We start from the raw sequence: 18,750 nt of genomic DNA, 5'->3' as shown, positions 1-18,750 counted from the left end.
AGTACGTGACCGACAGTACGGCCGCGATGTCCTCCGGGCATCGCGGCCGTACTGTTGGGAAGACCCCGTTTTTCGAAGGTGGAAGGCCCGTTTCATGGTTCAGCTGAAGACCCCCGAGCAGATCGCGAAGATGCGCGAGGCAGGGCTGGTCGTCGCCGCGATCCACGCGGCGACCCGTGAGGCGGCCGTGCCGGGCGCCACGACGCGCGACCTGGACATGGTGGCCCGCAAGGTCATCGCGGACGCCGGGGCGAAGTCGAACTTCCTCGGTTACGGCGGCTTCCCCGCGACCATCTGCACCTCGGTGAACGAGGTCGTCGTCCACGGCATCCCGGACGACAAGACGGTCCTCAAGGACGGCGACATCATCTCCATCGACGCCGGCGCCATCGTGGACGGCTGGCACGGGGACGCCGCCTACACGGCCTTCGTGGGCACCGGTCACGCTCCGGAGCTGGTCGACCTCTCCCGGGTGACCGAGGAGTCCATGTGGGCCGGTATCGCGGCCATGAAGGCGGGCAACCGCCTCGTGGACATCTCGAAGGCGATCGAGGGCTACATCAAGCGCCAGCCCCGCCCGTCCACCGGTGAGCACAGCCTCGGCAAGTTCGGGATCATCGAGGACTACGGCGGCCACGGCATCGGCACCGAGATGCACATGGACCCGCACCTGCTGAACTACGTCTCGCGCAAGCGGGGCAAGGGCGTCAAGCTGGTCCCGGGCCTGTGCCTGGCGATCGAGCCGATGGTGTCCCTGGGCACCGCCCAGACGGAGGTACTCGCCGACGACTGGACGGTCATCACCACGGACGGCACCTGGTCCTCGCACTGGGAGCACTCGGTGGCCCTCACCGAGGCCGGCCCGATCGTGCTGACCAGCCCGGACTGCGGGAAGGCGAAGCTCGCGGAGTACGGCGTCACCACTGCGCCGGACCCCCTCGGCTAGCCGCCGGTTAATGATCTAGACTCTGGGGCAAACTTTCCGGATTCGTCTTTCTGGGTGCCCTGACGTAGACTGACTCGTCGGCTTACGTGCATTCGCATGTCCGTGAGCCGATCAAGGTAGCCGATTCGAAAGGCGAAGCGTGGCCAAGAAGCAAGGTGCCATCGAGATCGAGGGCACCGTGATCGAGTCCCTCCCGAACGCCATGTTCAAGGTGGAACTCCAGAACGGTCACAAGGTCCTCGCGCACATCAGCGGCAAGATGCGTATGCACTACATCCGCATCCTCCCCGATGACCGGGTCGTTGTGGAGCTGTCTCCGTACGACCTGACGCGTGGCCGGATCGTCTACCGATACAAGTAGATCTTGCCCCCGCACCCCGCTCCGGCGCGGGTGGTGGCACTGACCCGGAGAACCTCACCCACATGAAGGTCAAGCCGAGCGTCAAGAAGATCTGCGACAAGTGCAAGGTGATCCGCCGTCACGGCCGGGTCATGGTCATCTGCGACAACCTGCGCCACAAGCAGCGCCAGGGCTGACGCACGCCGACCGACCTGCCTTCCGCAGTTCTTCGCGCGACGTAACAAAACGTACATAAGCAGAACCCGCCCAGCCCTCAGGGGCCGGCGGCACCTCCGGCGGGGGCCGGGGACCCGGACGTACCACCACCCACACGGGTGGTCGGCGGTCGGGAGCGGTTCTGTTGCAGACCCCCGAACACACAGGAGCCATTGAATGGCACGCGTTTCCGGTGTTGACATCCCGCGCGAAAAGCGCGTGGAGATCGCACTCACCTACGTCTTCGGTATCGGGCGCACCCGGTCCAAGGAGATCCTCGCCTCCACCGGCGTGAACCCGAACACCCGCGTTCGTGACCTGGCCGAAGAGGACCTCGTCAAGATCCGCGAGTACGTGGACGCCAACCTCCGTACCGAGGGTGACCTCCGCCGCGAGATCCAGGGCGACATCCGCCGCAAGATCGAGATCCAGTGCTACCAGGGCATCCGCCACCGTCGTGGCCTGCCGGTGCACGGTCAGCGCACCAGCACGAACGCGCGTACCCGCAAGGGCCCGCGTCGCGCGATCGCCGGTAAGAAGAAGCCGGGCAAGAAGTAGTCCTGTTCAGCGGTCTTGCGCTGTAGGACCGACCACCTCCCGTAGGAGTAAGAGATGCCCCCCAAGGGTCGTCAGGGCGCTGCCAAGAAGGTGCGCCGCAAGGAAAAGAAGAACGTCGCTCACGGGCACGCCCACATCAAGAGCACGTTCAACAACACCATCGTTTCGATCACGGACCCGTCCGGCAACGTGATCTCCTGGGCCTCCGCCGGCCACGTCGGCTTCAAGGGCTCGCGCAAGTCCACCCCCTTCGCCGCGCAGATGGCCGCCGAGTCGGCCGCCCGCCGCGCGCAGGAGCACGGCATGCGCAAGGTCGACGTCTTCGTCAAGGGTCCCGGCTCCGGCCGTGAGACCGCGATCCGCTCCCTCCAGGCCACCGGCCTCGAGGTGGGTTCGATCCAGGACGTCACCCCCACCCCGCACAACGGCTGCCGCCCGCCGAAGCGCCGCCGCGTCTGACGCAGCGGACGCACCTGTGCGTTCTTGAGTGTCCGGGCGGTACGACCCCTTCGGGGGCCGTGCCGCCCGTACCCTTGCAGTACCCAGCAGTACATGTCGGGCGTCAAATAGTGGGCGTCCACGACTGAAGGAAAAGACATGCTTATCGCTCAGCGTCCTTCGCTGACCGAAGAGGTCGTCGACGAGTACCGCTCGCGGTTCGTGATCGAGCCGCTGGAGCCGGGCTTCGGCTACACCCTCGGCAACTCCCTGCGCCGTACCCTCCTGTCCTCCATCCCGGGTGCCGCTGTCACCAGCATCCGCGTGGACGGCGTCCTGCACGAGTTCACCACCGTGCCGGGCGTCAAGGAAGACGTCACGGACATCATCCTCAACATCAAGCAGCTGGTCGTCTCCTCGGAGCACGACGAGCCGGTCGTGATGTACCTGCGCAAGCAGGGTCCCGGCCTGGTCACCGCTGCCGACATCGCGCCCCCGGCCGGTGTCGAGGTGCACAACCCGGACCTGGTCCTCGCCACGCTCAACGGCAAGGGCAAGCTGGAGATGGAGCTGACCGTCGAGCGCGGTCGCGGCTACGTCTCCGCCGTCCAGAACAAGCAGGTGGGCCAGGAGATCGGTCGCATCCCGATCGACTCCATCTACTCGCCGGTTCTGAAGGTCACCTACAAGGTCGAGGCGACCCGAGTCGAGCAGCGCACCGACTTCGACAAGCTCATCGTCGACGTCGAGACCAAGCAGGCCATGCGCCCGCGCGACGCCATGGCGTCCGCCGGCAAGACCCTGGTCGAGCTGTTCGGTCTGGCCCGCGAGCTCAACATCGACGCCGAGGGCATCGACATGGGCCCGTCCCCCACGGACGCCGCCCTGGCCGCCGACCTGGCGCTGCCGATCGAGGAGCTCGAGCTCACGGTCCGCTCGTACAACTGCCTCAAGCGCGAGGGCATCCACTCCGTGGGTGAGCTCGTGGCCCGCTCCGAGGCCGACCTGCTCGACATCCGCAACTTCGGTGCGAAGTCGATCGACGAGGTCAAGGCGAAGCTCGCCGGCATGGGCCTGGCCCTGAAGGACAGCCCGCCCGGATTCGACCCGACCGCCGCCGCCGACGCCTTCGGCGCCGACGACGACGCGGACGCCGGTTTCGTCGAGACCGAGCAGTACTAAGAAAAGACTTTCCCGGGGCGTCCGCCCCGGGGGAACTGACACCGGTACCTGACACGGCCGGTGCAGATATGAAGGAGTAACACCATGCCGCGTCCCGCTAAGGGTGCCCGTCTGGGCGGCTCCGCCGCGCACGAGAAGCACCTTCTCGCGAACCTCGCGAAGGCGCTCTTCGAGCACGGCCGCATCACCACCACCGAGGCCAAGGCCCGCCGCCTGCGTCCCTACGCCGAGCGTCTGGTCACCAAGGCCAAGAAGGGCGACATCCACAACCGTCGCCTGGTGCTGCAGACGATCACGGACAAGAGCATCGTGCACACGCTGTTCACCGAGATCGCCCCGCGCTACGAGAACCGCCCCGGTGGTTACACGCGCATCACCAAGATCGGCAACCGTCGTGGCGACAACGCCCCGATGGCCGTGATCGAGCTCGTCGAGGCCCTGACCGTGGCCCAGCAGGCCACCGGTGAGGCCGAGGCCGCCACCAAGCGTGCGGTGAAGGAGGCCGAGGCCAAGGCCGAGGCTGCCGAGACCGAGGCTGTCGAGGAGACCAAGGAGGCCTGATCCCGCTCCGGGATCGAGCTTGCTTGATCGGCTCTGAACGGGCCCGCCCCTTCCCGGGGCGGGCCCGTTCTGCATTTCTGTGCGTCTGAGAGGATCTGTCACGTGAGTGACGAGGTGGAGCCCGGGCACGTCCGGGTACGGCTGGACCTGTCCTACGACGGCAAGGACTTCTCCGGCTGGGCGAAGCAGCGGACGCTGCGGACCGTCCAGGGCGAGCTGGAATCGGCCCTGAAGACCGTGATGCGGCTGCCCGAGCCGGTCGAGCTGACCGTCGCCGGGCGCACCGACGCCGGCGTGCACGCCCGCGGGCAGGTCGCGCAGTTCGACATCGCGGAGGAGGTGTGGGCCGAGCACGCCGGCCTGCTCCTGCGCCGCCTCGCCGGACGCCTCCCGCACGACATCCGGGTGTGGAAGGTCGCCGAGGCCCCTCAGGGGTTCAACGCCCGGTTCTCCGCGATCTGGCGCCGCTACGCCTACCGCGTCGGCGACCACCAGGGCGGGGTCGACCCGCTGCGCCGCGGGCACGTGCTGTGGCACCAGTGGCCGCTGGACGTGGACGCGATGAACGAGGCCTCCCGCGCCCTGCTCGGGGAGCACGACTTCGCCGCGTACTGCAAGAAGCGCGAGGGCGCCACGACCATCCGCACCCTCCAGGAGCTCAGCTGGGTGCGGGGCGAGGACGGGATCGTCACCGCGACCGTCCGCGCCGACGCCTTCTGCCACAACATGGTCCGCTCCCTGGTCGGCGCCCTGCTGCACGTCGGCGACGGCCACCGGCCCGTCGAGTGGCCCGGGCAGGTCCTGGCCGCGGCCGTCCGGGACTCCTCCGTGCACGTGGTCAAGCCGCACGGGCTGACCCTGGAGGAGGTCGGCTACCCGGCGGACGAGCTGCTGGCCGCCCGCAGCAAGGAGGCGCGGAACATGCGCACCCTGCCCGGCAAGGGCTGCTGCTAGCCCTCCTCCGCCCGCGGGGTTTGGGTCCGGCGCCGCCGGACCTGGACAATGCCCGGCATGGGACATCTCGAAGCCAGCCATCTGGAGTACTACCTGCCCGACGGACGGGTGCTGCTCCCCGACGTCTCCTTCCGCGTGGGGGAGGGGGCGGTGGTGGCCCTCGTGGGGGCCAACGGCGCCGGCAAGACCACCTTGCTGAAGCTGATCTCCGGTGAGCTCCAGCCGCACGGCGGCGGGGTCACCATCAGCGGCGGCCTCGGCGTGATGTCCCAGTTCGTGGGCTCGGTCCGGGACGAGTCGACCGTCCGGGACCTGCTGGTGTCGGTGTCCCAGCCGCGGATCCGGGAGGCGGCGAAGGCCGTCGACCGGGCCGAGGAGCTGATCCTCACCGTGGACGACGAGGCCGCGCAGATGGCCTACGCCCAGGCGCTCAGCGACTGGGCCGACGTCCAGGGCTACGAGGCGGAGACGCTCTGGGACGTCTGCACGATGGCCGCGCTGGCCATCCCGTACGACCAGGCCCAGTTCCGGCAGGTGCGCACGCTGTCGGGCGGCGAGCAGAAGCGGCTCGTGCTGGAGGCGCTGCTGCGCGGGCCGGACGAGGTGCTGCTGCTCGACGAGCCGGACAACTACCTCGACGTCCCCGGCAAGCGGTGGCTGGAGGAGCAGCTGCGGGCCACCCGCAAGACGGTGCTGTTCGTCTCCCACGACCGGGAGCTGCTCACCCAGGGTGCCGAGAAGATCATCAGCCTGGAGGCGGGCCCGACGGGCTCGGACGTCTGGGTGCACGGCGCGGGCTTCGGCACGTACCACGAGGCCCGCAAGGAGCGCTTCGCCCGCTTCGAGGAGCTCAAGCGGCGCTGGGACGAGGAGCACGCCCGGCTGAAGGCCCTGGTTTTGCGGCTGCGTAACCAGGCGGCGAGCAGCCCGGACATGGCCTCGCGGTACCACGCGATGCAGACCCGCTTCAAGAAGTTCGAGGAGGCCGGGCCGCCGCCGGAGCCGCCGCGGGAGCAGGACATCAAGATGCGGCTGAAGGGCGGCCGGACGGGCGTGCGCGCGCTGACCGTGGAGAACCTGGAGCTGACCGGCCTGATGAAGCCGTTCTCGCTGGAGGTCTTCTACGGGGAGCGGGTCGCGGTCCTCGGCTCGAACGGCTCGGGCAAGTCGCACTTCCTGCGGCTGCTTGCGGGGGAGGACGTCAAGCACACGGGTGACTGGAAGCTGGGCGCACGGGTGGTTCCCGGCCATTTCGCGCAGACCCACGCGCACCCCGAGCTGTTCGGCCGCACGCTCGTCGACATCCTGTGGACGGAGGCGGCCAAGCCGCTGGGCCAGGCGATGGGGGCGCTGCGCCGCTACGAACTGGAGCGGCAGGCGGAGCAGCCGTTCGAGCGGCTCTCGGGCGGTCAGCAGGCGCGGTTCCAGATCCTGCTCCTGGAGCTGGCCGGGACCACGGCGCTGCTGCTGGACGAGCCCACCGACAACCTGGACCTGGAGTCGGCGGAGGCCCTGCAGGACGGTCTGGAGTCGTACGAGGGCACGGTGCTGTGCGTGACGCACGACCGCTGGTTCGCGCGCACATTTGACCGTTACTTGGTCTTCGGTTCAGACGGCGTTGTCCGGGAGACCCAGGAGCCCGTCTGGGACGAACGTAGGGTCGACCGGAAGCGCTAGGGGACCGACCTCCCCCGCGCGGGTCGAGGGGGAGGCGTGGTGGGGCTGCGGCCTAGCATCTGGCTCATGCGCATCTGGCTGACGCGGAGTGGCCGGCCGGTCACCGGGGACCGGCCGGCGGCCTGGCTGCTCGGAGCGGCGCCGCGGCCCTGGCGGGTCGTGGCGCTCGTGGTGCTGCTGGCCGTCTCGGTCTCGACGAGCCTGCGGGCGAACTGGGGCTCGGACAACGCGTTCGTGGTCAAGGCGGCGGACGCGCTGCTGGCGGGGGTCTCCCCGTATGAGGACCGGCGCTTCCTGTACCCGCCCAGTGCGGTGCTCATGGCGGTGCCGGAGGCGCTGGTGCCCACGGGGGTGCTGCGCTGGCTGCTGCCGGCGGTGATCTCGGGGCTGGTCGGCGTCGGCTGGTGGGCGGCGCTGCGGCTGTTCTCCGTTCCGCCGGGCTCGCGGTTCGCGGTCGGTGGGCTGGGGCTGCTGGGGGTGCTGTACAAGCCGTACCTGAACCTGGTGCTGATCGGGAACTGGACGGCGGTCTCCGCGGCGGCCCTGCCGGTGGCGCTGCTGCTGGCCCACCGCAGGTCCTGGGTGGCCGCGGGGCTGGTGGTGGGGCTGGCGATCGCCTGCAAGCCGATGCTGGTGCCGGTCGGGCTGGTCTTCGTGCTGGCCCGGCGGTGGCGGGGGCTGGCGGTGGCGGTGGCGGTGCCGGCGGTGCTGTCGCTGGCGGGGGCGCTGCTGATGCCGAGCCCGACGCTGTTCTTCACCAAGACGCTGCCGTTCCTGTTCCAGGGGCAGGACGCGTACGCGCTGCCGTGGGACGCCTCGCCGATCGCGGTGCTGCCGCGGCTGGGGGTGCCGCAGCCGGTCGCGGTGGCCGTGGCCTTCGCGGGGGCCGGCGCGGGGCTGTGGGGGGCCTGGCGGAGGTGGCGGCGGCCGGACGCGGCCGAGCCGGACGCGGGTGAGCTGCGGCTGGCGGAGACGGCCTGCATGGTGATGCTCGCCGCATTCCTGGTGTCCCGTCCCTCCTTCGACCACTACCTGCTGGTGGTGCTGCCGCTGCTGCTGGCCTCGGGGGTGCGGCCGGGCTCGATGCCCCGCTCGCCCTGGTTCTGGCTGGCCCTGACGCCCCAGCTGGCGCTGGTCCCGTGGCCCTCGGAGCTGGCCCACAAGCGGCGCGCGTTCAAGGACGCGGCGACCCTGTGCGGGCTCGCGTTCCTGCTGGGGCGTCGTGCACTGCGTTCGGGTCGGGTTATTCTGAGTCCAGTAACAACTGCGGGGTCCCCACCCAGGACCGAACCGGAGTGCGCCGCGACGCCAGCAGCATCGGCATCGCGGACCGCGTTTTGACCCGTACGGGTCCGAATGGGTATCCTGCTGGTTTGTTATGCGTATTGGCTTTCTCATTCTCACGTGAAAGGGCCTTACGCCGGTCCACCGGACCGATGACCAGCGGTTTTCACTCGGGTGCGTCCCCGATGTGAACGAGGGCTGTCGTGATCGTCCGTGGTGACCCTGTCAGGACCCTTCCCGCGGGGCTTGCGCCCTATGGGATGACCCACCACTGAAGAAGCGAAGGCATACGCGTGCGTACGTACAGCCCCAAGCCCGGCGACATCTCGCGCCAGTGGCTCGTCATCGACGCCCAGGACGTCGTCCTCGGTCGTCTGGCGACCCAGGCCGCCACCCTCCTCAAGGGCAAGCACAAGCCGACTTACGCCCCCCACATGGACATGGGCGACTTCGTCATCGTCATCAACGCCGACAAGGTCCACCTGTCCGGCAACAAGGCCTCCCAGAAGATGGCCTACCGCCACTCCGGCTTCCCGGGCGGTCTGCGCTCCGTGCGTTACGACGACCTGCTGGCGAACAACCCGGAGAAGGCCGTCGAGAAGGCCGTCAAGGGCATGCTCCCCAAGAACTCCCTGGGCCGTCAGATGCTCTCGAAGCTGAAGGTCTACTCGGGCGACCAGCACCCCCACGCTGCCCAGCAGCCGGTGCCGTTCGAGATCACCCAGGTCGCGCAGTAGTTCCGGCCACCCCTTACACACAGAGAATTCTGAGGAGCATCGTGGCCGAGACCACCGCCGAGACCCCCGTCGACGAGTTCGAGGGCGTCGAGGAGTACACCACCGAGTCGGACGTCGTCGTCGAGGGCGACTACACCTCCGAGTCCCTTGCCGGTCGCTTCGGTGACCCCCAGCCGGCCGCCGGCCTGGGCCGTCGCAAGAACGCCATCGCCCGCGTCCGGATCGTTCCGGGCACCGGCAAGTGGAAGATCAACGGTCGCACCCTTGAGGACTACTTCCCCAACAAGGTGCACCAGCAGGAAGTCAACGAGCCCTTCAAGCTCCTCGAGCTCGACGGCCGTTACGACGTCATCGCCCGCATCTCGGGTGGCGGCGTCTCCGGTCAGGCCGGCGCCCTGCGCCTCGGCGTGGCCCGCGCGCTGAACGAGGCGGACGTGGACAACAACCGCCCGGCGCTCAAGAAGGCCGGCTTCCTCTCCCGCGACGACCGTGCGGTCGAGCGCAAGAAGGCCGGTCTCAAGAAGGCCCGTAAGGCTCCGCAGTACAGCAAGCGTTAATCTGCGCCTGCTGTTCAGCAACGAAACCGCCCCGGCAGCACTCTCTGTGCTGTCGGGGCGGTTCGTTTACCGCCAAAAGCGGCAAACATCTGTCACTAGCGGTCACCTAGCGAAGCGTGAACTCGGGAGGACAACAGTGGGACGACTCTTCGGGACGGACGGTGTACGAGGCGTCGCCAACGCGGATCTGACGGCTGAGCTCGCGCTCGGCCTCTCCGTGGCGGCCGCGCACGTACTGGCCGAGGCGGGCACCTTCGCGGGCCACCGCCCCACGGCCGTGGTCGGCCGTGACCCCCGCGCCTCGGGCGAGTTCCTGGAGGCCGCGGTCGTCGCGGGCCTCGCCAGCGCCGGCGTGGACGTCCTGCGCGTCGGTGTGCTGCCCACCCCGGCGGTGGCGTATCTCACCGGTGCGCTGGGCGCCGACCTCGGCGTGATGCTCTCCGCGAGCCACAACGCCATGCCCGACAACGGCATCAAGTTCTTCGCGCGCGGCGGCCACAAGCTCGCCGACGAGCTGGAGGACAAGATCGAGGCCGTCTACGAGGAGCACCGCACCGGCGCCCCCTGGGTCCGGCCCACCGGCTCCGGCGTCGGCCGGGTCTCGGACTACGACGAGGGCTTCGACAAGTACGTCGCCCACCTGATCGGGGTCCTGCCCAACCGCCTCGACGGCCTGAAGATCGTCCTGGACGAGGCCCACGGCGCGGCCGCCCGCGTGTCCCCGGAGGCCTTCACCCGGGCGGGCGCCGAGATCGTCACCATCGGCGCCGAGCCCGACGGCCTGAACATCAACGACGGCTGCGGCTCCACCCACCTCGACCTGCTCAAGGCGGCCGTCGTCGAGCACGGGGCGGCCCTGGGCATCGCCCACGACGGGGACGCCGACCGCTGCCTCGCGGTGGACGCCGACGGCAACGAGATCGACGGCGACCAGATCCTCGCCGTGCTCGCCCTCGCCATGCGCGAGGCCGGGCAGCTGCGCCAGGACACCGTCGTCGCCACCGTCATGTCGAACCTGGGCTTCAAGCTGGCCATGGAGGCCGAGGGCGTCCGCTTCGTCCAGACCGCCGTCGGCGACCGCTACGTCCTGGAGTCGATGAAGGAACACGGCTACGCGCTGGGCGGCGAGCAGTCCGGCCACGTGATCATCCTCGACCACGCCACCACGGGCGACGGCACCCTCACCGGCCTCATGCTGGCCGCCCGGGTCGCCGCCACCGGCCGCTCGCTGGCCGACCTCGCCGGGATCATGACCCGGCTCCCGCAGGTCCTGATCAACGTCAAGGACGTCGACAAGTCCCGCGTCTCCACCTCCGCCGAGCTGGCCAACGCCGTCACCGAGGCGGAGCGCGAGCTCGGCACCACCGGCAGGGTGCTGCTGCGCCCCTCGGGCACCGAGCCGCTCGTCCGGGTGATGGTGGAGGCCGCCGACATCGAGCAGGCCCGCGCGGTCGCCGGTCGGCTCGCCGACGTGGTGAAGTCGGCGCTGGGCTAGGGCCTCACGGCTTGCGCGGTGGCGCACCCGGCGGGCGGAGCATCCGCCCGTGCTGGGTGCGCCACAGCAGTTTCCAGCCGATCAGGGTCAGGGTGCCGGAGACGACGATGCCCACCAGGTTGAGCAGCAGTTGCTCCGCCGATCCCCACATCTGGCCCACGTCGCCGTAGCTGAGCGCCACGGCGGCGTTCGCGCCCGCCGGGACCGTGGTCACCGAGATCGCCACGCCCACCAGCGCCCCCGCCCGCGCCGAGGTCAGCGACATCATCCCGGCCACCCCCGCGAGCACGGCCACGACGAACGAGAACGGGTCGGGCTGCCAGATGAAGCTGGTGTTCGGGCGGGGCCGGTCGAGCATCCCCCGGTCGAACAGCCCGAGCGCGTCCATGGCCAGGCTGAACACGGTCGTCGCGACGATCGCGGCGGCGAAGCCGACCAGCAGGGCCAGCGCCGAGCGCCACGCGAGCTTCGGGGCCCGCTGCACCAGACCGGTGCAGATCCCGGCGAGCGGGCCGAACTCGGGGCCCACGGCCATGGCGCCGACGATCAGGATCGCATTGTCCAGGACCACACCGCAGGCCGCGATCATCGTGGCGACGATCATGAACACGCTGTAGGTGATGGTGAGGGTCGACTCCTCGTGCGTGGATTCGGCGAGCTGCTCCCAGATCACCGCGTCCGCGGCCTCCCCCGGAGCCTCCTTCTCGGCCTCGTCGGCGCGCCGGGAGATCGACAGGTCGATGTTCTCGACGGCGATCGACCCCGCCTCGTCGATGCCGAGCGAGCGCATCTCGGCGAGCAGCTCGTCCGCCGCCTCGCGGGCCACGTCGACGAACACCACATCGCCCTCGGGGTCGCGGGCCGCGCCCGGCAGGACGACCAGGTGGGTGGTCCCGACGGTACGGCCCGCCAGCTCCACCACCTGGTCGGTGAGGTGGTGCGGGGTGATCATCCGCAGATGCAGCATGCCTGCACCGTAGCGGTCAGAGCTTGCGCAGGCTGAGCTTGGTGACCTTGTGGTCGGGGCCCTTGCGGACGACGAGGGTGGCGCGGCCGCGCGTGGGGGCCACGTTCTCCAGCAGGTTGGGCTTGTTGATGGTCCGCCACATCGTCTGCGCGTACTCCAGGGCCTCCTCCTCCGAGACCTGCGTGTACTTGCGGAAGTAGGAGAACGGGTTCTGGAACGCGGTCTCGCGCAGCTTCCGGAAGCGGTTGAGGTACCAGCGCTCGACGTCCTCGGGGCGGGCGTCCACGTACACGCTGAAGTCGAAGTAGTCGGCGAGGCCGACCCGGGTGCGGCCGTCCTTGCCGGGGAGGGCCGGCTGGAGGACGTTCAGGCCCTCGACGATCAGGATGTCCGGGCGGCGCACGACGAGCCGCTCGTCCGGGACGATGTCGTAGATCAGGTGCGAGTAGACCGGCGCGGTGACCTCGTCCTTGCCGGCCTTGATGTCGGCGACGAACTTGGTCAGCGCGCGGCGGTCGTAGGACTCGGGGAAGCCCTTGCGGGAGGTCAGGCCGCGGCGCTGGAGCTCCTTCATCGGGTAGAGGAACCCGTCCGTGGTGACCCGCTCGACGCGCGGGTGCTCGGGCCAGCGGGCCAGCAGGGCCTGGAGCAGACGGGCCACCGTGGACTTGCCGACGGCGACCGAGCCGGCCACCCCTATGACGAACGGGGTCCCCTGCTGGGCGCCGTGGCCGTTGCCGCCGGCGTCGCCGAGGAAGGTGTTCAGGGTGCCGCGCAGGTTGCTGGTGGCGCCGACGTACAGGTTGAGCAGGCGCGAGAGCGGCAGGTAGACGTCCCGCACCTCGTCGAGGTCGATGACGTCGCCGAGGCCGCGCAGCCGCTCCACCTCCTCCGCCGTCAGTGGCAGGGGGGTGCGCTCGCGCAGGGCGCTCCACTCGGCCCGCGTGAGTTCGACGTAGGGCGAAGGGTCGGGCACCCGGCGGGAACCGGAACGCTCCGTTGCGTGCTCCGGCGTACAGCGCGTCGGCGATGTGATCACACCGCCCATTGTCGGGGCTCGGGGGCCGCCGTGGGTGGTGGGGTCGGTCACGTGGCGGGTTCGGGTGGCGGGAACGGCCTGGTGGCGCCGGTGGCCCGAGCCGGTCTCGATCGGAAGCCCGTCCTGTCTCGTGTCGATCACGATTTCCCGGTGTGACCAGGAAGATCCTGCGGATGTGCCATTAACACCGGTCACGTGATCGAGCAAGTCGTACATTGTTCGTCACCGCGACGTTGACCGGCGTCCCGCGGTGATCTTGTTCATGGGGGAGAGCCTTCACGTGGGTACCACGTCCGTCCGTCGCGGCGTCCTGGCCGTGTGCGCCGTTTCCTTGTGCCTGCCGGCCGCCGCATGCACCTCGTCGGGTGACGGGGGCGGCGGGGGCGGTGGGGGCACGCCGGCGGCGGAGCTGGGCCGGCTGCTGATCGCACCGGCCGACCTGCCGGACTACACGGTGGACACGGACACCCCGAAGGGGGATCCGGGGCGGAAGGTCTCGTCCGACAAGCAGGCCTGCGAGCCGCTCGTGCGGGCGCAGGCCGGCGTACCGGTCGGCAAGGCGGCCGGCACGGCCGTCGCGTCGGCTCTGGGGAAGGCCAAGCCGCTTCCGGCGGACGCGAGCGAGGACGAGAAGCTCGACCAGCTGCGCCAGAACGGCGGGCGGACGGGGACCTCCGTGTTCCTGGACTCCTACGCGGGCAAGGGCGCCGAGGAGGCCTTCGCGGCGGTCAAGAAGGCGGTCGCGGCCTGCGCGGACGGCTACACGGCCGTCGACGGGTCCAAGACCATGAAGGTCGAGAAGGTGCTGCCCGTCGCCCAGGACCCCGCCGGGGACGAGTCGCTGGCCTACACGACGGTGCTGGACCTCAAGAGCGGCCCGAAGGCCAACATGCAGTTCGTGTTCGTCCGCAAGGGCGACGTCCTGGCGAGCTTCGAGGTGCTGAGCGTGCTCGGCGACGCCCCGCAGCCGCCCAAGGCGGTCGTCGAGGCGCAGTCCAAGAAGCTCGGATGAGACCCGGACGCGTGCGGCGCGCGGCCGCCGCGGTCGTCTCGGGGCTGGCGCTGGCCGTGCTGGCCACCGGATGCGGGGCCGGCCGGCCCACCGTGATCGTGGTGGAGGCGGACGGCCCGGCCGCCGAGCTGCCGGTGTCCGACCCGGCCGACGGGACGGCCCGCAAGGGGCGGCAGGCGGGCACCCCGCAGAAGGGCAGGTCCCAGGCGGCCCCGGAGCACCTGCTGGTGGCCCAGGGGGACCTCCTGGACCACAAGGTCACCCCGGAGGCGCACGACAGCGCCCCGGCGAGCGTGGACCGGCCCGAGTGCCGGGAGCTGGCCCGTGCCGTCTCCGGGTTCCTGCCGGCGGGGCGGACCGGCTGGGCCCGGGCCTCGGTGGTCGCGATGGCCTCGGCGCTGCCGGACGACGCGTCGGAGGGGCAGAAGCGGGCGGCCGCGCTGGACGCCGCCAGCTCGACGGTGACCGTGGTGACCGTCGGCTCGTACGCCGGGGAGGCCGCCCACGGGCACTTCGCCGAGGTGCAGGCGGCGGGGCGGGCCTGCGAGGGCGGGTACGCGGCGACGGTGGACGGGGAGGTCTTCACCGTGACCCGGGTCGTCCCGCACGCCGCGTACGGCGGTGACGAGTCCCTGGCCTACACCGTCGAGGCGGAGCGCGACGGGGAGCCGTACCAGACCGAGCTGATGGTGGTCCGCAAGGGCGCCACCCTCGTCAACTTCCACGCCAGCCGGCTGTCCGGCGAGGCGCAGTTGGCGGCCCCCGCGATCGAGGCGCAGGTCAGGAAGCTGGGCTGACGCCCCGACAGGGCCGAGGGTTGTTTTCGTCCTGTTCGGGTACCCGACAGACACCCGACTCAGGCGTACCCTGCGCCCTATGTGCGGAATTGTGGGATACGTGGGAGCGCAGTCGGCGCTCGATGTGGTCATCGCCGGACTGAAGCGGCTGGAGTACCGCGGCTACGACTCGGCCGGGGTCGCCGTCCTCGCCGACGGCAAGCTCGTCAGCGCCAAGAAGGCCGGAAAACTGGTCAACCTGGAGAAGGAGCTGGTCGCGCAGCCGCTGCCGGCGGGTTCCACGGGCCTGGGGCACACCCGGTGGGCGACCCACGGCGGGCCGACCGACGTCAACGCCCATCCGCATCTGGACAACTCCGGCCGGGTGGCGGTCGTCCACAACGGGATCATCGAGAACTTCGCCGCGCTCCGCGCCGAACTGGCCGAGCGCGGGCACCGGCTGGAGTCCGAGACGGACACCGAGGTCGTCGCGCACCTGCTGGCCGAGCACTTCGACGCGGTCCGGGAGGCCGGGGGCGCGGCGGGACCGGCCGGCTCGGGACCGGCAGGCTCGGGGCCGGCCGGGTCGGGGCTGGCGGAGGCCATGCGGCAGGTGTGCCGGCGGCTGGAGGGCGCCTTCACCCTGGTCGCGGTGCACGCCGACGAGCCGGACGTGGTGGTCGGGGCGCGCCGGAACTCCCCGCTGGTGGTGGGCGTTGGGGAAGGTGAGAACTTCCTCGCCTCGGACGTGGCCGCGTTCATCGCCCACACGCGGTCCGCGATCGAGCTGGGGCAGGACCAGGTCGTCGAGCTCCGCCGCGACGGGGTCTCGGTGACCGGCTTCGACGGTTCGCCCGCGTCCGTGCGGGCCTACCACGTGGACTGGGACGCCTCGGCGGCCGAGAAGGGGGGTTATGACTACTTCATGCTCAAGGAGATCGCCGAGCAGCCCAAGGCGGTCGCCGACACCCTCCTGGGCAGGATCGACGCGAGCGGCCTGCTGACCCTCGACGAGGTGCGCATCCCCGCCTCGGTGCTCCGCGAGGTCGACAAGGTCGTGATCGTGGCGTGCGGTACGGCGTACCACGCGGGCATGATCGCGAAGCTGGCCATCGAGCACTGGACCCGCATCCCGTGCGAGACCGAGCTGGCCAGCGAATTCCGCTACCGCGACCCGATCCTGGACCAGCGGACGCTGGTGATCGCGATCTCGCAGTCCGGCGAGACGATGGACACCCTGATGGCGCTGCGCCACGCGCGCGAGCAGGGTGCCCGGGTGCTGGCGATCTGCAACACGAACGGGTCGACGATCCCGCGCGAGTCGGACGCCGTGCTGTACACGCACGCCGGGCCGGAGGTGGCCGTCGCCTCGACCAAGGCGTTCCTGACGCAGCTGGTGGCCTGCTACCTCGTCGCCCTGTACCTCGGCCAGGTGCGCGGGACGAAGTGGGGCGACGAGATCGAGGCGGTGATCCGGGAACTGTCGGACATCGCCGCGGCGGTGGACCGGGTCCTGGAGACGATGGAGCCGGTCCGGGCCCTGGCGCGCTCGCTCGCCGACAAGGACACGGTGCTGTTCCTGGGCCGCCACGTCGGCTACCCGGTGGCGCTGGAGGGCGCGCTCAAGCTCAAGGAGCTGGCGTACATGCACGCCGAGGGCTTCGCGGCGGGCGAGCTCAAGCACGGGCCGATCGCGCTGATCGAGGAGGACCTGCCGGTGGTGGTGGTCGTCCCGTCGCCGCGCGGCCGCTCCGTGCTGCACGACAAGATCGTCTCGAACATCCAGGAGATCCGGGCGCGCGGGGCGCGGACCATCGTCATCGCCGAGGAGGGTGACGACGCGGTCGTGCCGTACGCCGACCACCTGATCCGCATCCCGGCCACCCCGACGCTGCTCCAGCCGCTCGTCGCGACGGTCCCGCTCCAGGTGTTCGCGTGCGAGCTGGCGACCGCGCGCGGCAACGAGGTGGACCAGCCGCGTAATCTCGCGAAGTCCGTGACGGTGGAGTAGGAGGGGTTGTTGCCGTGATTGTCGGTGTGGGGATTGACGTGGCCGAGATCGCCCGGTTCGGCGCGGCGTTGGAGCGGACGCCGCAGATGGCGGAGCGTCTCTTCCTCCCCACCGAGTTGACGCTGCCGAGCGGCGAGCGGCGCGGAGTCGCCTCGCTCGCCGCCCGGTTCGCGGCCAAGGAGGCCCTGGCGAAGGCGCTGGGCGCGCCCGGCGGGCTGCTGTGGACCGACGCCGAGGTGTACGTCGAGGACACCGGTCAGCCGCGGCTGCGGGTGTCCGGCACCGTCGAGGCGCGGGCGCGGGCCCTGGGGGTGAAGTCCTGGCACATCTCGCTGAGCCACGACGCCGGGATCGCGTCGGCGGTGGTGATCGCCGAGGGCTGAGCGCCCCGGTGTGCGGCACGCTGGTGGCATGCGTACTGCTTACAGCGTGGAGACCGTGCGGGCCGCCGAGCGCGAGCTGATGGCCCGTCTGCCGGAGGGCGCCCTGATGGCGCGGGCCGCGGCGGGGCTGGCCGCCGTGTGCGCGCAGCTGCTGGCGGCCGGGGGGCGGGGCCGGGTCTACGGGTCCCGGGTGGTGCTGCTGGTCGGGCCCGGGGACAACGGGGGCGACGCCCTGTACGCGGGCGCCCGGCTGGCGCGGCGCGGGGCCGCGGTGACGGCGGTGCCGATGGACCCCGAACGGATGCACCCGGGCGGGCTGGCCGCGCTGCGGGCCGCCGGGGGGCGGGTCGGGGCGGTGGTTCCGCAGCGGGCCGACCTGGTCGTGGACGGGCTGCTCGGGATCGGCGGCCGGGGCGGGCTGCGTCCGGCCGCGGCGGAGCTGGTGGAGCGGATCCCGGCCGGGGCGGCGGTGGTCGCGGTGGACCTGCCGAGCGGGGTGGACGCCGACACCGGGGAGGTGTCCGGCCCGGCGGTGACGGCCGATGTGACGGTGACCTTCGGGGCGTACAAGCCGGGGCTGCTGACCGACCCGGGGGCCGCGCGGGTGGGGGCGGTGCGGCTGGTGGACATCGGGCTGGACTTCGGGGACCGCGCCGTCGCGATGGAGGCGCTGCAACACGCGGACGTGGCCCGGCTGCTGCCCGTGCCGGCGGCGTCGAGCGACAAGTACCGGCGGGGCGTGGTCGGGGTCGTCGCCGGATCGGAGCAGTACCCGGGCGCGGCGGTGCTCGCCGTGGCGGGGGCGCTGCGGGGCGGCGCGGGTGCGGTGCGGTACGTGGGGCCGGCGGCGGAGGCGGTGCTGGCGCGGTTCCCCGAGGTGCTGGTCGGGCGGGGCCGGGTGCAGTCCTGGGTGGTCGGGCCGGGGCTGGGCGCGGGGCGCGCGGAGGAGGTCGGGCGGGCCCTGGCCGACGTGGACGTGCCGGTGCTGGTCGACGCGGACGGGCTGCGCGGGCTGGACCCCGCGGCGGTGCGGGCGCGGCGGGCCGCGACCCTGCTGACCCCGCACGCGGGGGAGGCGGCGGCGCTGCTGGGGGTGGCCCGGGAGGCGGTGGAGGCGGGCCGGCTGGGCGCCGTACGGGAGTTGGCGGGCCGGTACGGGGCGGCGGTGCTGCTGAAGGGGTCCACGACGCTGGTCGCCGCGGGCGACGGCCTCGGGGCCGTCCGGGTGAACCCGACGGGGACGCCGTGGCTGGCCACCGCCGGGAGCGGGGACGTGCTGTCGGGGCTGGCGGGGGCGCTGCTCGCCGGGGGGCTCGGCGGGGTGGACGCGGGGTCGGCGGCGGCCTACCTGCACGGGCTCGCGGGGCGGTTCGCGGCCGGCGGGGCGCCGGTGGTGGCGCAGGAGGTGGCCGGTGCGCTGCCGGGGGCCTGGCGCAGCGTCATGGCGTAGCCGAACGAGCGGTCCCCCCTCGGGCCTCGGCCCGGGGCCCCCGGTCCGGCAGGCCCCGCCCCCGGAGCCGCTCCGGCTCCCGCCCCGGGCCCTGCCTTCGGGCCCTGCCTTCGGGCCCTGCCTTCGGGCCCTGCCTTCGGGCCCTGCCTTCGGGCCCTGCCGTCGGG

At 71.3% G+C, this 18,750-nt stretch carries 20 protein-coding genes; 18 read left to right on the top strand and 2 right to left on the bottom strand.

Annotated features, from left to right (window positions below; genetic code table 11):
* The first annotated feature begins 94 nt into the window (after positions 1-94).
* The 13 genes from map (at position 95) to glmM (ending at position 10,945) form a co-directional block, all read left to right on the top strand.
* A complete protein-coding gene (gene map / locus ACFVXK_RS04100) occupies positions 95-946 on the top strand; it encodes a type I methionyl aminopeptidase (RefSeq protein ID WP_389609997.1) in 852 nt (283 codons plus the stop codon).
* A 139-nt stretch (positions 947-1,085) separates the two neighbouring features.
* Positions 1,086-1,307: a translation initiation factor IF-1 gene (gene infA / locus ACFVXK_RS04095; RefSeq protein ID WP_003956442.1), complete on the top strand. Its 222-nt coding sequence runs from the start codon at positions 1,086-1,088 to the stop codon at positions 1,305-1,307.
* A 62-nt stretch (positions 1,308-1,369) separates the two neighbouring features.
* Positions 1,370-1,483 (top strand): 50S ribosomal protein L36, encoded by a 114-nt coding sequence (gene rpmJ, locus ACFVXK_RS04090; RefSeq protein ID WP_003956441.1) that lies wholly within the window; start codon positions 1,370-1,372, stop codon positions 1,481-1,483.
* Between the two features lie 196 nt (positions 1,484-1,679).
* Positions 1,680-2,060 carry a 30S ribosomal protein S13 gene (rpsM, locus tag ACFVXK_RS04085; RefSeq protein ID WP_007265919.1) on the top strand — a complete coding sequence of 127 codons (381 nt, stop codon included), beginning with the start codon at positions 1,680-1,682 and terminating at the stop codon, positions 2,058-2,060.
* A gap of 54 nt (positions 2,061-2,114) precedes the next feature.
* The gene (gene rpsK, locus ACFVXK_RS04080; RefSeq protein WP_003956432.1) at positions 2,115-2,519 is read left to right on the top strand and encodes a 30S ribosomal protein S11; all 405 of its coding nucleotides are present in this window, start codon (positions 2,115-2,117) and stop codon (positions 2,517-2,519) included.
* Between the two features lie 138 nt (positions 2,520-2,657).
* Positions 2,658-3,680, top strand: a complete 1,023-nt coding sequence (locus ACFVXK_RS04075; protein WP_215023456.1) for a DNA-directed RNA polymerase subunit alpha — start codon at positions 2,658-2,660, stop codon at positions 3,678-3,680.
* Positions 3,681-3,764: 84 nt separating this feature from the next.
* Positions 3,765-4,241, top strand: coding sequence for a 50S ribosomal protein L17 (rplQ, locus tag ACFVXK_RS04070; RefSeq protein WP_389609996.1), 477 nt, complete (start codon positions 3,765-3,767; stop codon positions 4,239-4,241).
* 102 nt (positions 4,242-4,343) lie between these two features.
* A complete protein-coding gene (truA, locus tag ACFVXK_RS04065; protein ID WP_389609995.1) occupies positions 4,344-5,195 on the top strand; it encodes a tRNA pseudouridine(38-40) synthase TruA in 852 nt (283 codons plus the stop codon).
* A 48-nt stretch (positions 5,196-5,243) separates the two neighbouring features.
* The gene (locus tag ACFVXK_RS04060; RefSeq protein ID WP_389609994.1) at positions 5,244-6,872 is read left to right on the top strand and encodes an ABC-F family ATP-binding cassette domain-containing protein; all 1,629 of its coding nucleotides are present in this window, start codon (positions 5,244-5,246) and stop codon (positions 6,870-6,872) included.
* A 66-nt stretch (positions 6,873-6,938) separates the two neighbouring features.
* Entirely contained in the window at positions 6,939-8,213 is a 1,275-nt protein-coding gene (locus ACFVXK_RS04055) for a glycosyltransferase family 87 protein (protein WP_389609993.1), read from the top strand.
* Between the two features lie 236 nt (positions 8,214-8,449).
* Positions 8,450-8,893 carry a 50S ribosomal protein L13 gene (gene rplM, locus ACFVXK_RS04050; RefSeq protein WP_387265812.1) on the top strand — a complete coding sequence of 148 codons (444 nt, stop codon included), beginning with the start codon at positions 8,450-8,452 and terminating at the stop codon, positions 8,891-8,893.
* Between the two features lie 41 nt (positions 8,894-8,934).
* The gene (gene rpsI, locus ACFVXK_RS04045) at positions 8,935-9,450 is read left to right on the top strand and encodes a 30S ribosomal protein S9 (protein ID WP_045945298.1); all 516 of its coding nucleotides are present in this window, start codon (positions 8,935-8,937) and stop codon (positions 9,448-9,450) included.
* Between the two features lie 136 nt (positions 9,451-9,586).
* Positions 9,587-10,945, top strand: a complete 1,359-nt coding sequence (gene glmM / locus ACFVXK_RS04040) for a phosphoglucosamine mutase (RefSeq protein ID WP_389609992.1) — start codon at positions 9,587-9,589, stop codon at positions 10,943-10,945.
* A 4-nt stretch (positions 10,946-10,949) separates the two neighbouring features.
* Here the strand turns inward: glmM and ACFVXK_RS04035 are convergent, their stop codons facing one another.
* Both ACFVXK_RS04035 and coaA read right to left on the bottom strand, forming a co-directional pair.
* A complete protein-coding gene (locus ACFVXK_RS04035) occupies positions 10,950-11,912 on the bottom strand; it encodes a TIGR00341 family protein (RefSeq protein ID WP_389609991.1) in 963 nt (320 codons plus the stop codon).
* Between the two features lie 16 nt (positions 11,913-11,928).
* Positions 11,929-12,951 carry a type I pantothenate kinase gene (coaA, locus tag ACFVXK_RS04030; protein WP_389609990.1) on the bottom strand — a complete coding sequence of 341 codons (1,023 nt, stop codon included), beginning with the start codon at positions 12,949-12,951 and terminating at the stop codon, positions 11,929-11,931.
* 280 nt (positions 12,952-13,231) lie between these two features.
* Between coaA and ACFVXK_RS04025 the strand changes: the two genes are divergently transcribed.
* The 5 genes from ACFVXK_RS04025 (at position 13,232) to ACFVXK_RS04005 (ending at position 18,583) form a co-directional block, all read left to right on the top strand.
* Entirely contained in the window at positions 13,232-13,963 is a 732-nt protein-coding gene (locus tag ACFVXK_RS04025) for a hypothetical protein (protein ID WP_389609989.1), read from the top strand.
* Positions 13,960-14,760, top strand: a complete 801-nt coding sequence (locus ACFVXK_RS04020) for a hypothetical protein (RefSeq protein WP_389609988.1) — start codon at positions 13,960-13,962, stop codon at positions 14,758-14,760. The genes ACFVXK_RS04025 and ACFVXK_RS04020 overlap by 4 nt, the downstream gene beginning before the upstream one ends.
* Positions 14,761-14,839: 79 nt before the next feature.
* Complete coding sequence (gene glmS / locus ACFVXK_RS04015) at positions 14,840-16,750, top strand: glutamine--fructose-6-phosphate transaminase (isomerizing) (RefSeq protein WP_389609987.1); 1,911 nt, start codon at positions 14,840-14,842, stop codon at positions 16,748-16,750.
* 14 nt (positions 16,751-16,764) lie between these two features.
* Entirely contained in the window at positions 16,765-17,133 is a 369-nt protein-coding gene (locus tag ACFVXK_RS04010) for a holo-ACP synthase (RefSeq protein ID WP_389609986.1), read from the top strand.
* Positions 17,134-17,161: 28 nt separating this feature from the next.
* Entirely contained in the window at positions 17,162-18,583 is a 1,422-nt protein-coding gene (locus ACFVXK_RS04005; RefSeq protein ID WP_389609985.1) for an NAD(P)H-hydrate dehydratase, read from the top strand.
* The last annotated feature ends 167 nt before the right edge of the window (positions 18,584-18,750 follow it).

The organism is Streptomyces sp. NPDC058157 (assembly GCF_042884105.1).
In the GTDB taxonomy this organism is placed as follows: domain Bacteria; phylum Actinomycetota; class Actinomycetes; order Streptomycetales; family Streptomycetaceae; genus Streptomyces.
This window is presented reverse-complemented; position numbering and strand designations above follow the sequence as displayed.

Excerpts from the sequence above, each read along its gene's own strand:
- rplQ (WP_389609996.1), top strand. The coding sequence starts at position 3,765 with ATGCCGCGTCCCGCTAAGGGTGCCCGTCTGGGCGGCTCCGCCGCGCAC.
- rpmJ (WP_003956441.1), top strand. The coding sequence starts at position 1,370 with ATGAAGGTCAAGCCGAGCGTCAAGAAGATCTGCGACAAGTGCAAGGTG.
- ACFVXK_RS04035 (WP_389609991.1), bottom strand. The coding sequence starts at position 11,912 with ATGCTGCATCTGCGGATGATCACCCCGCACCACCTCACCGACCAGGTG.
- rpsM (WP_007265919.1), top strand. The coding sequence starts at position 1,680 with ATGGCACGCGTTTCCGGTGTTGACATCCCGCGCGAAAAGCGCGTGGAG.
- glmS (WP_389609987.1), top strand. The coding sequence starts at position 14,840 with ATGTGCGGAATTGTGGGATACGTGGGAGCGCAGTCGGCGCTCGATGTG.
- map (WP_389609997.1), top strand. The coding sequence starts at position 95 with ATGGTTCAGCTGAAGACCCCCGAGCAGATCGCGAAGATGCGCGAGGCA.
- ACFVXK_RS04075 (WP_215023456.1), top strand. The coding sequence starts at position 2,658 with ATGCTTATCGCTCAGCGTCCTTCGCTGACCGAAGAGGTCGTCGACGAG.
- ACFVXK_RS04060 (WP_389609994.1), top strand. The coding sequence starts at position 5,244 with ATGCCCGGCATGGGACATCTCGAAGCCAGCCATCTGGAGTACTACCTG.
- ACFVXK_RS04055 (WP_389609993.1), top strand. The coding sequence starts at position 6,939 with ATGCGCATCTGGCTGACGCGGAGTGGCCGGCCGGTCACCGGGGACCGG.
- rpsK (WP_003956432.1), top strand. The coding sequence starts at position 2,115 with ATGCCCCCCAAGGGTCGTCAGGGCGCTGCCAAGAAGGTGCGCCGCAAG.
- ACFVXK_RS04020 (WP_389609988.1), top strand. The coding sequence starts at position 13,960 with ATGAGACCCGGACGCGTGCGGCGCGCGGCCGCCGCGGTCGTCTCGGGG.
- ACFVXK_RS04005 (WP_389609985.1), top strand. The coding sequence starts at position 17,162 with ATGCGTACTGCTTACAGCGTGGAGACCGTGCGGGCCGCCGAGCGCGAG.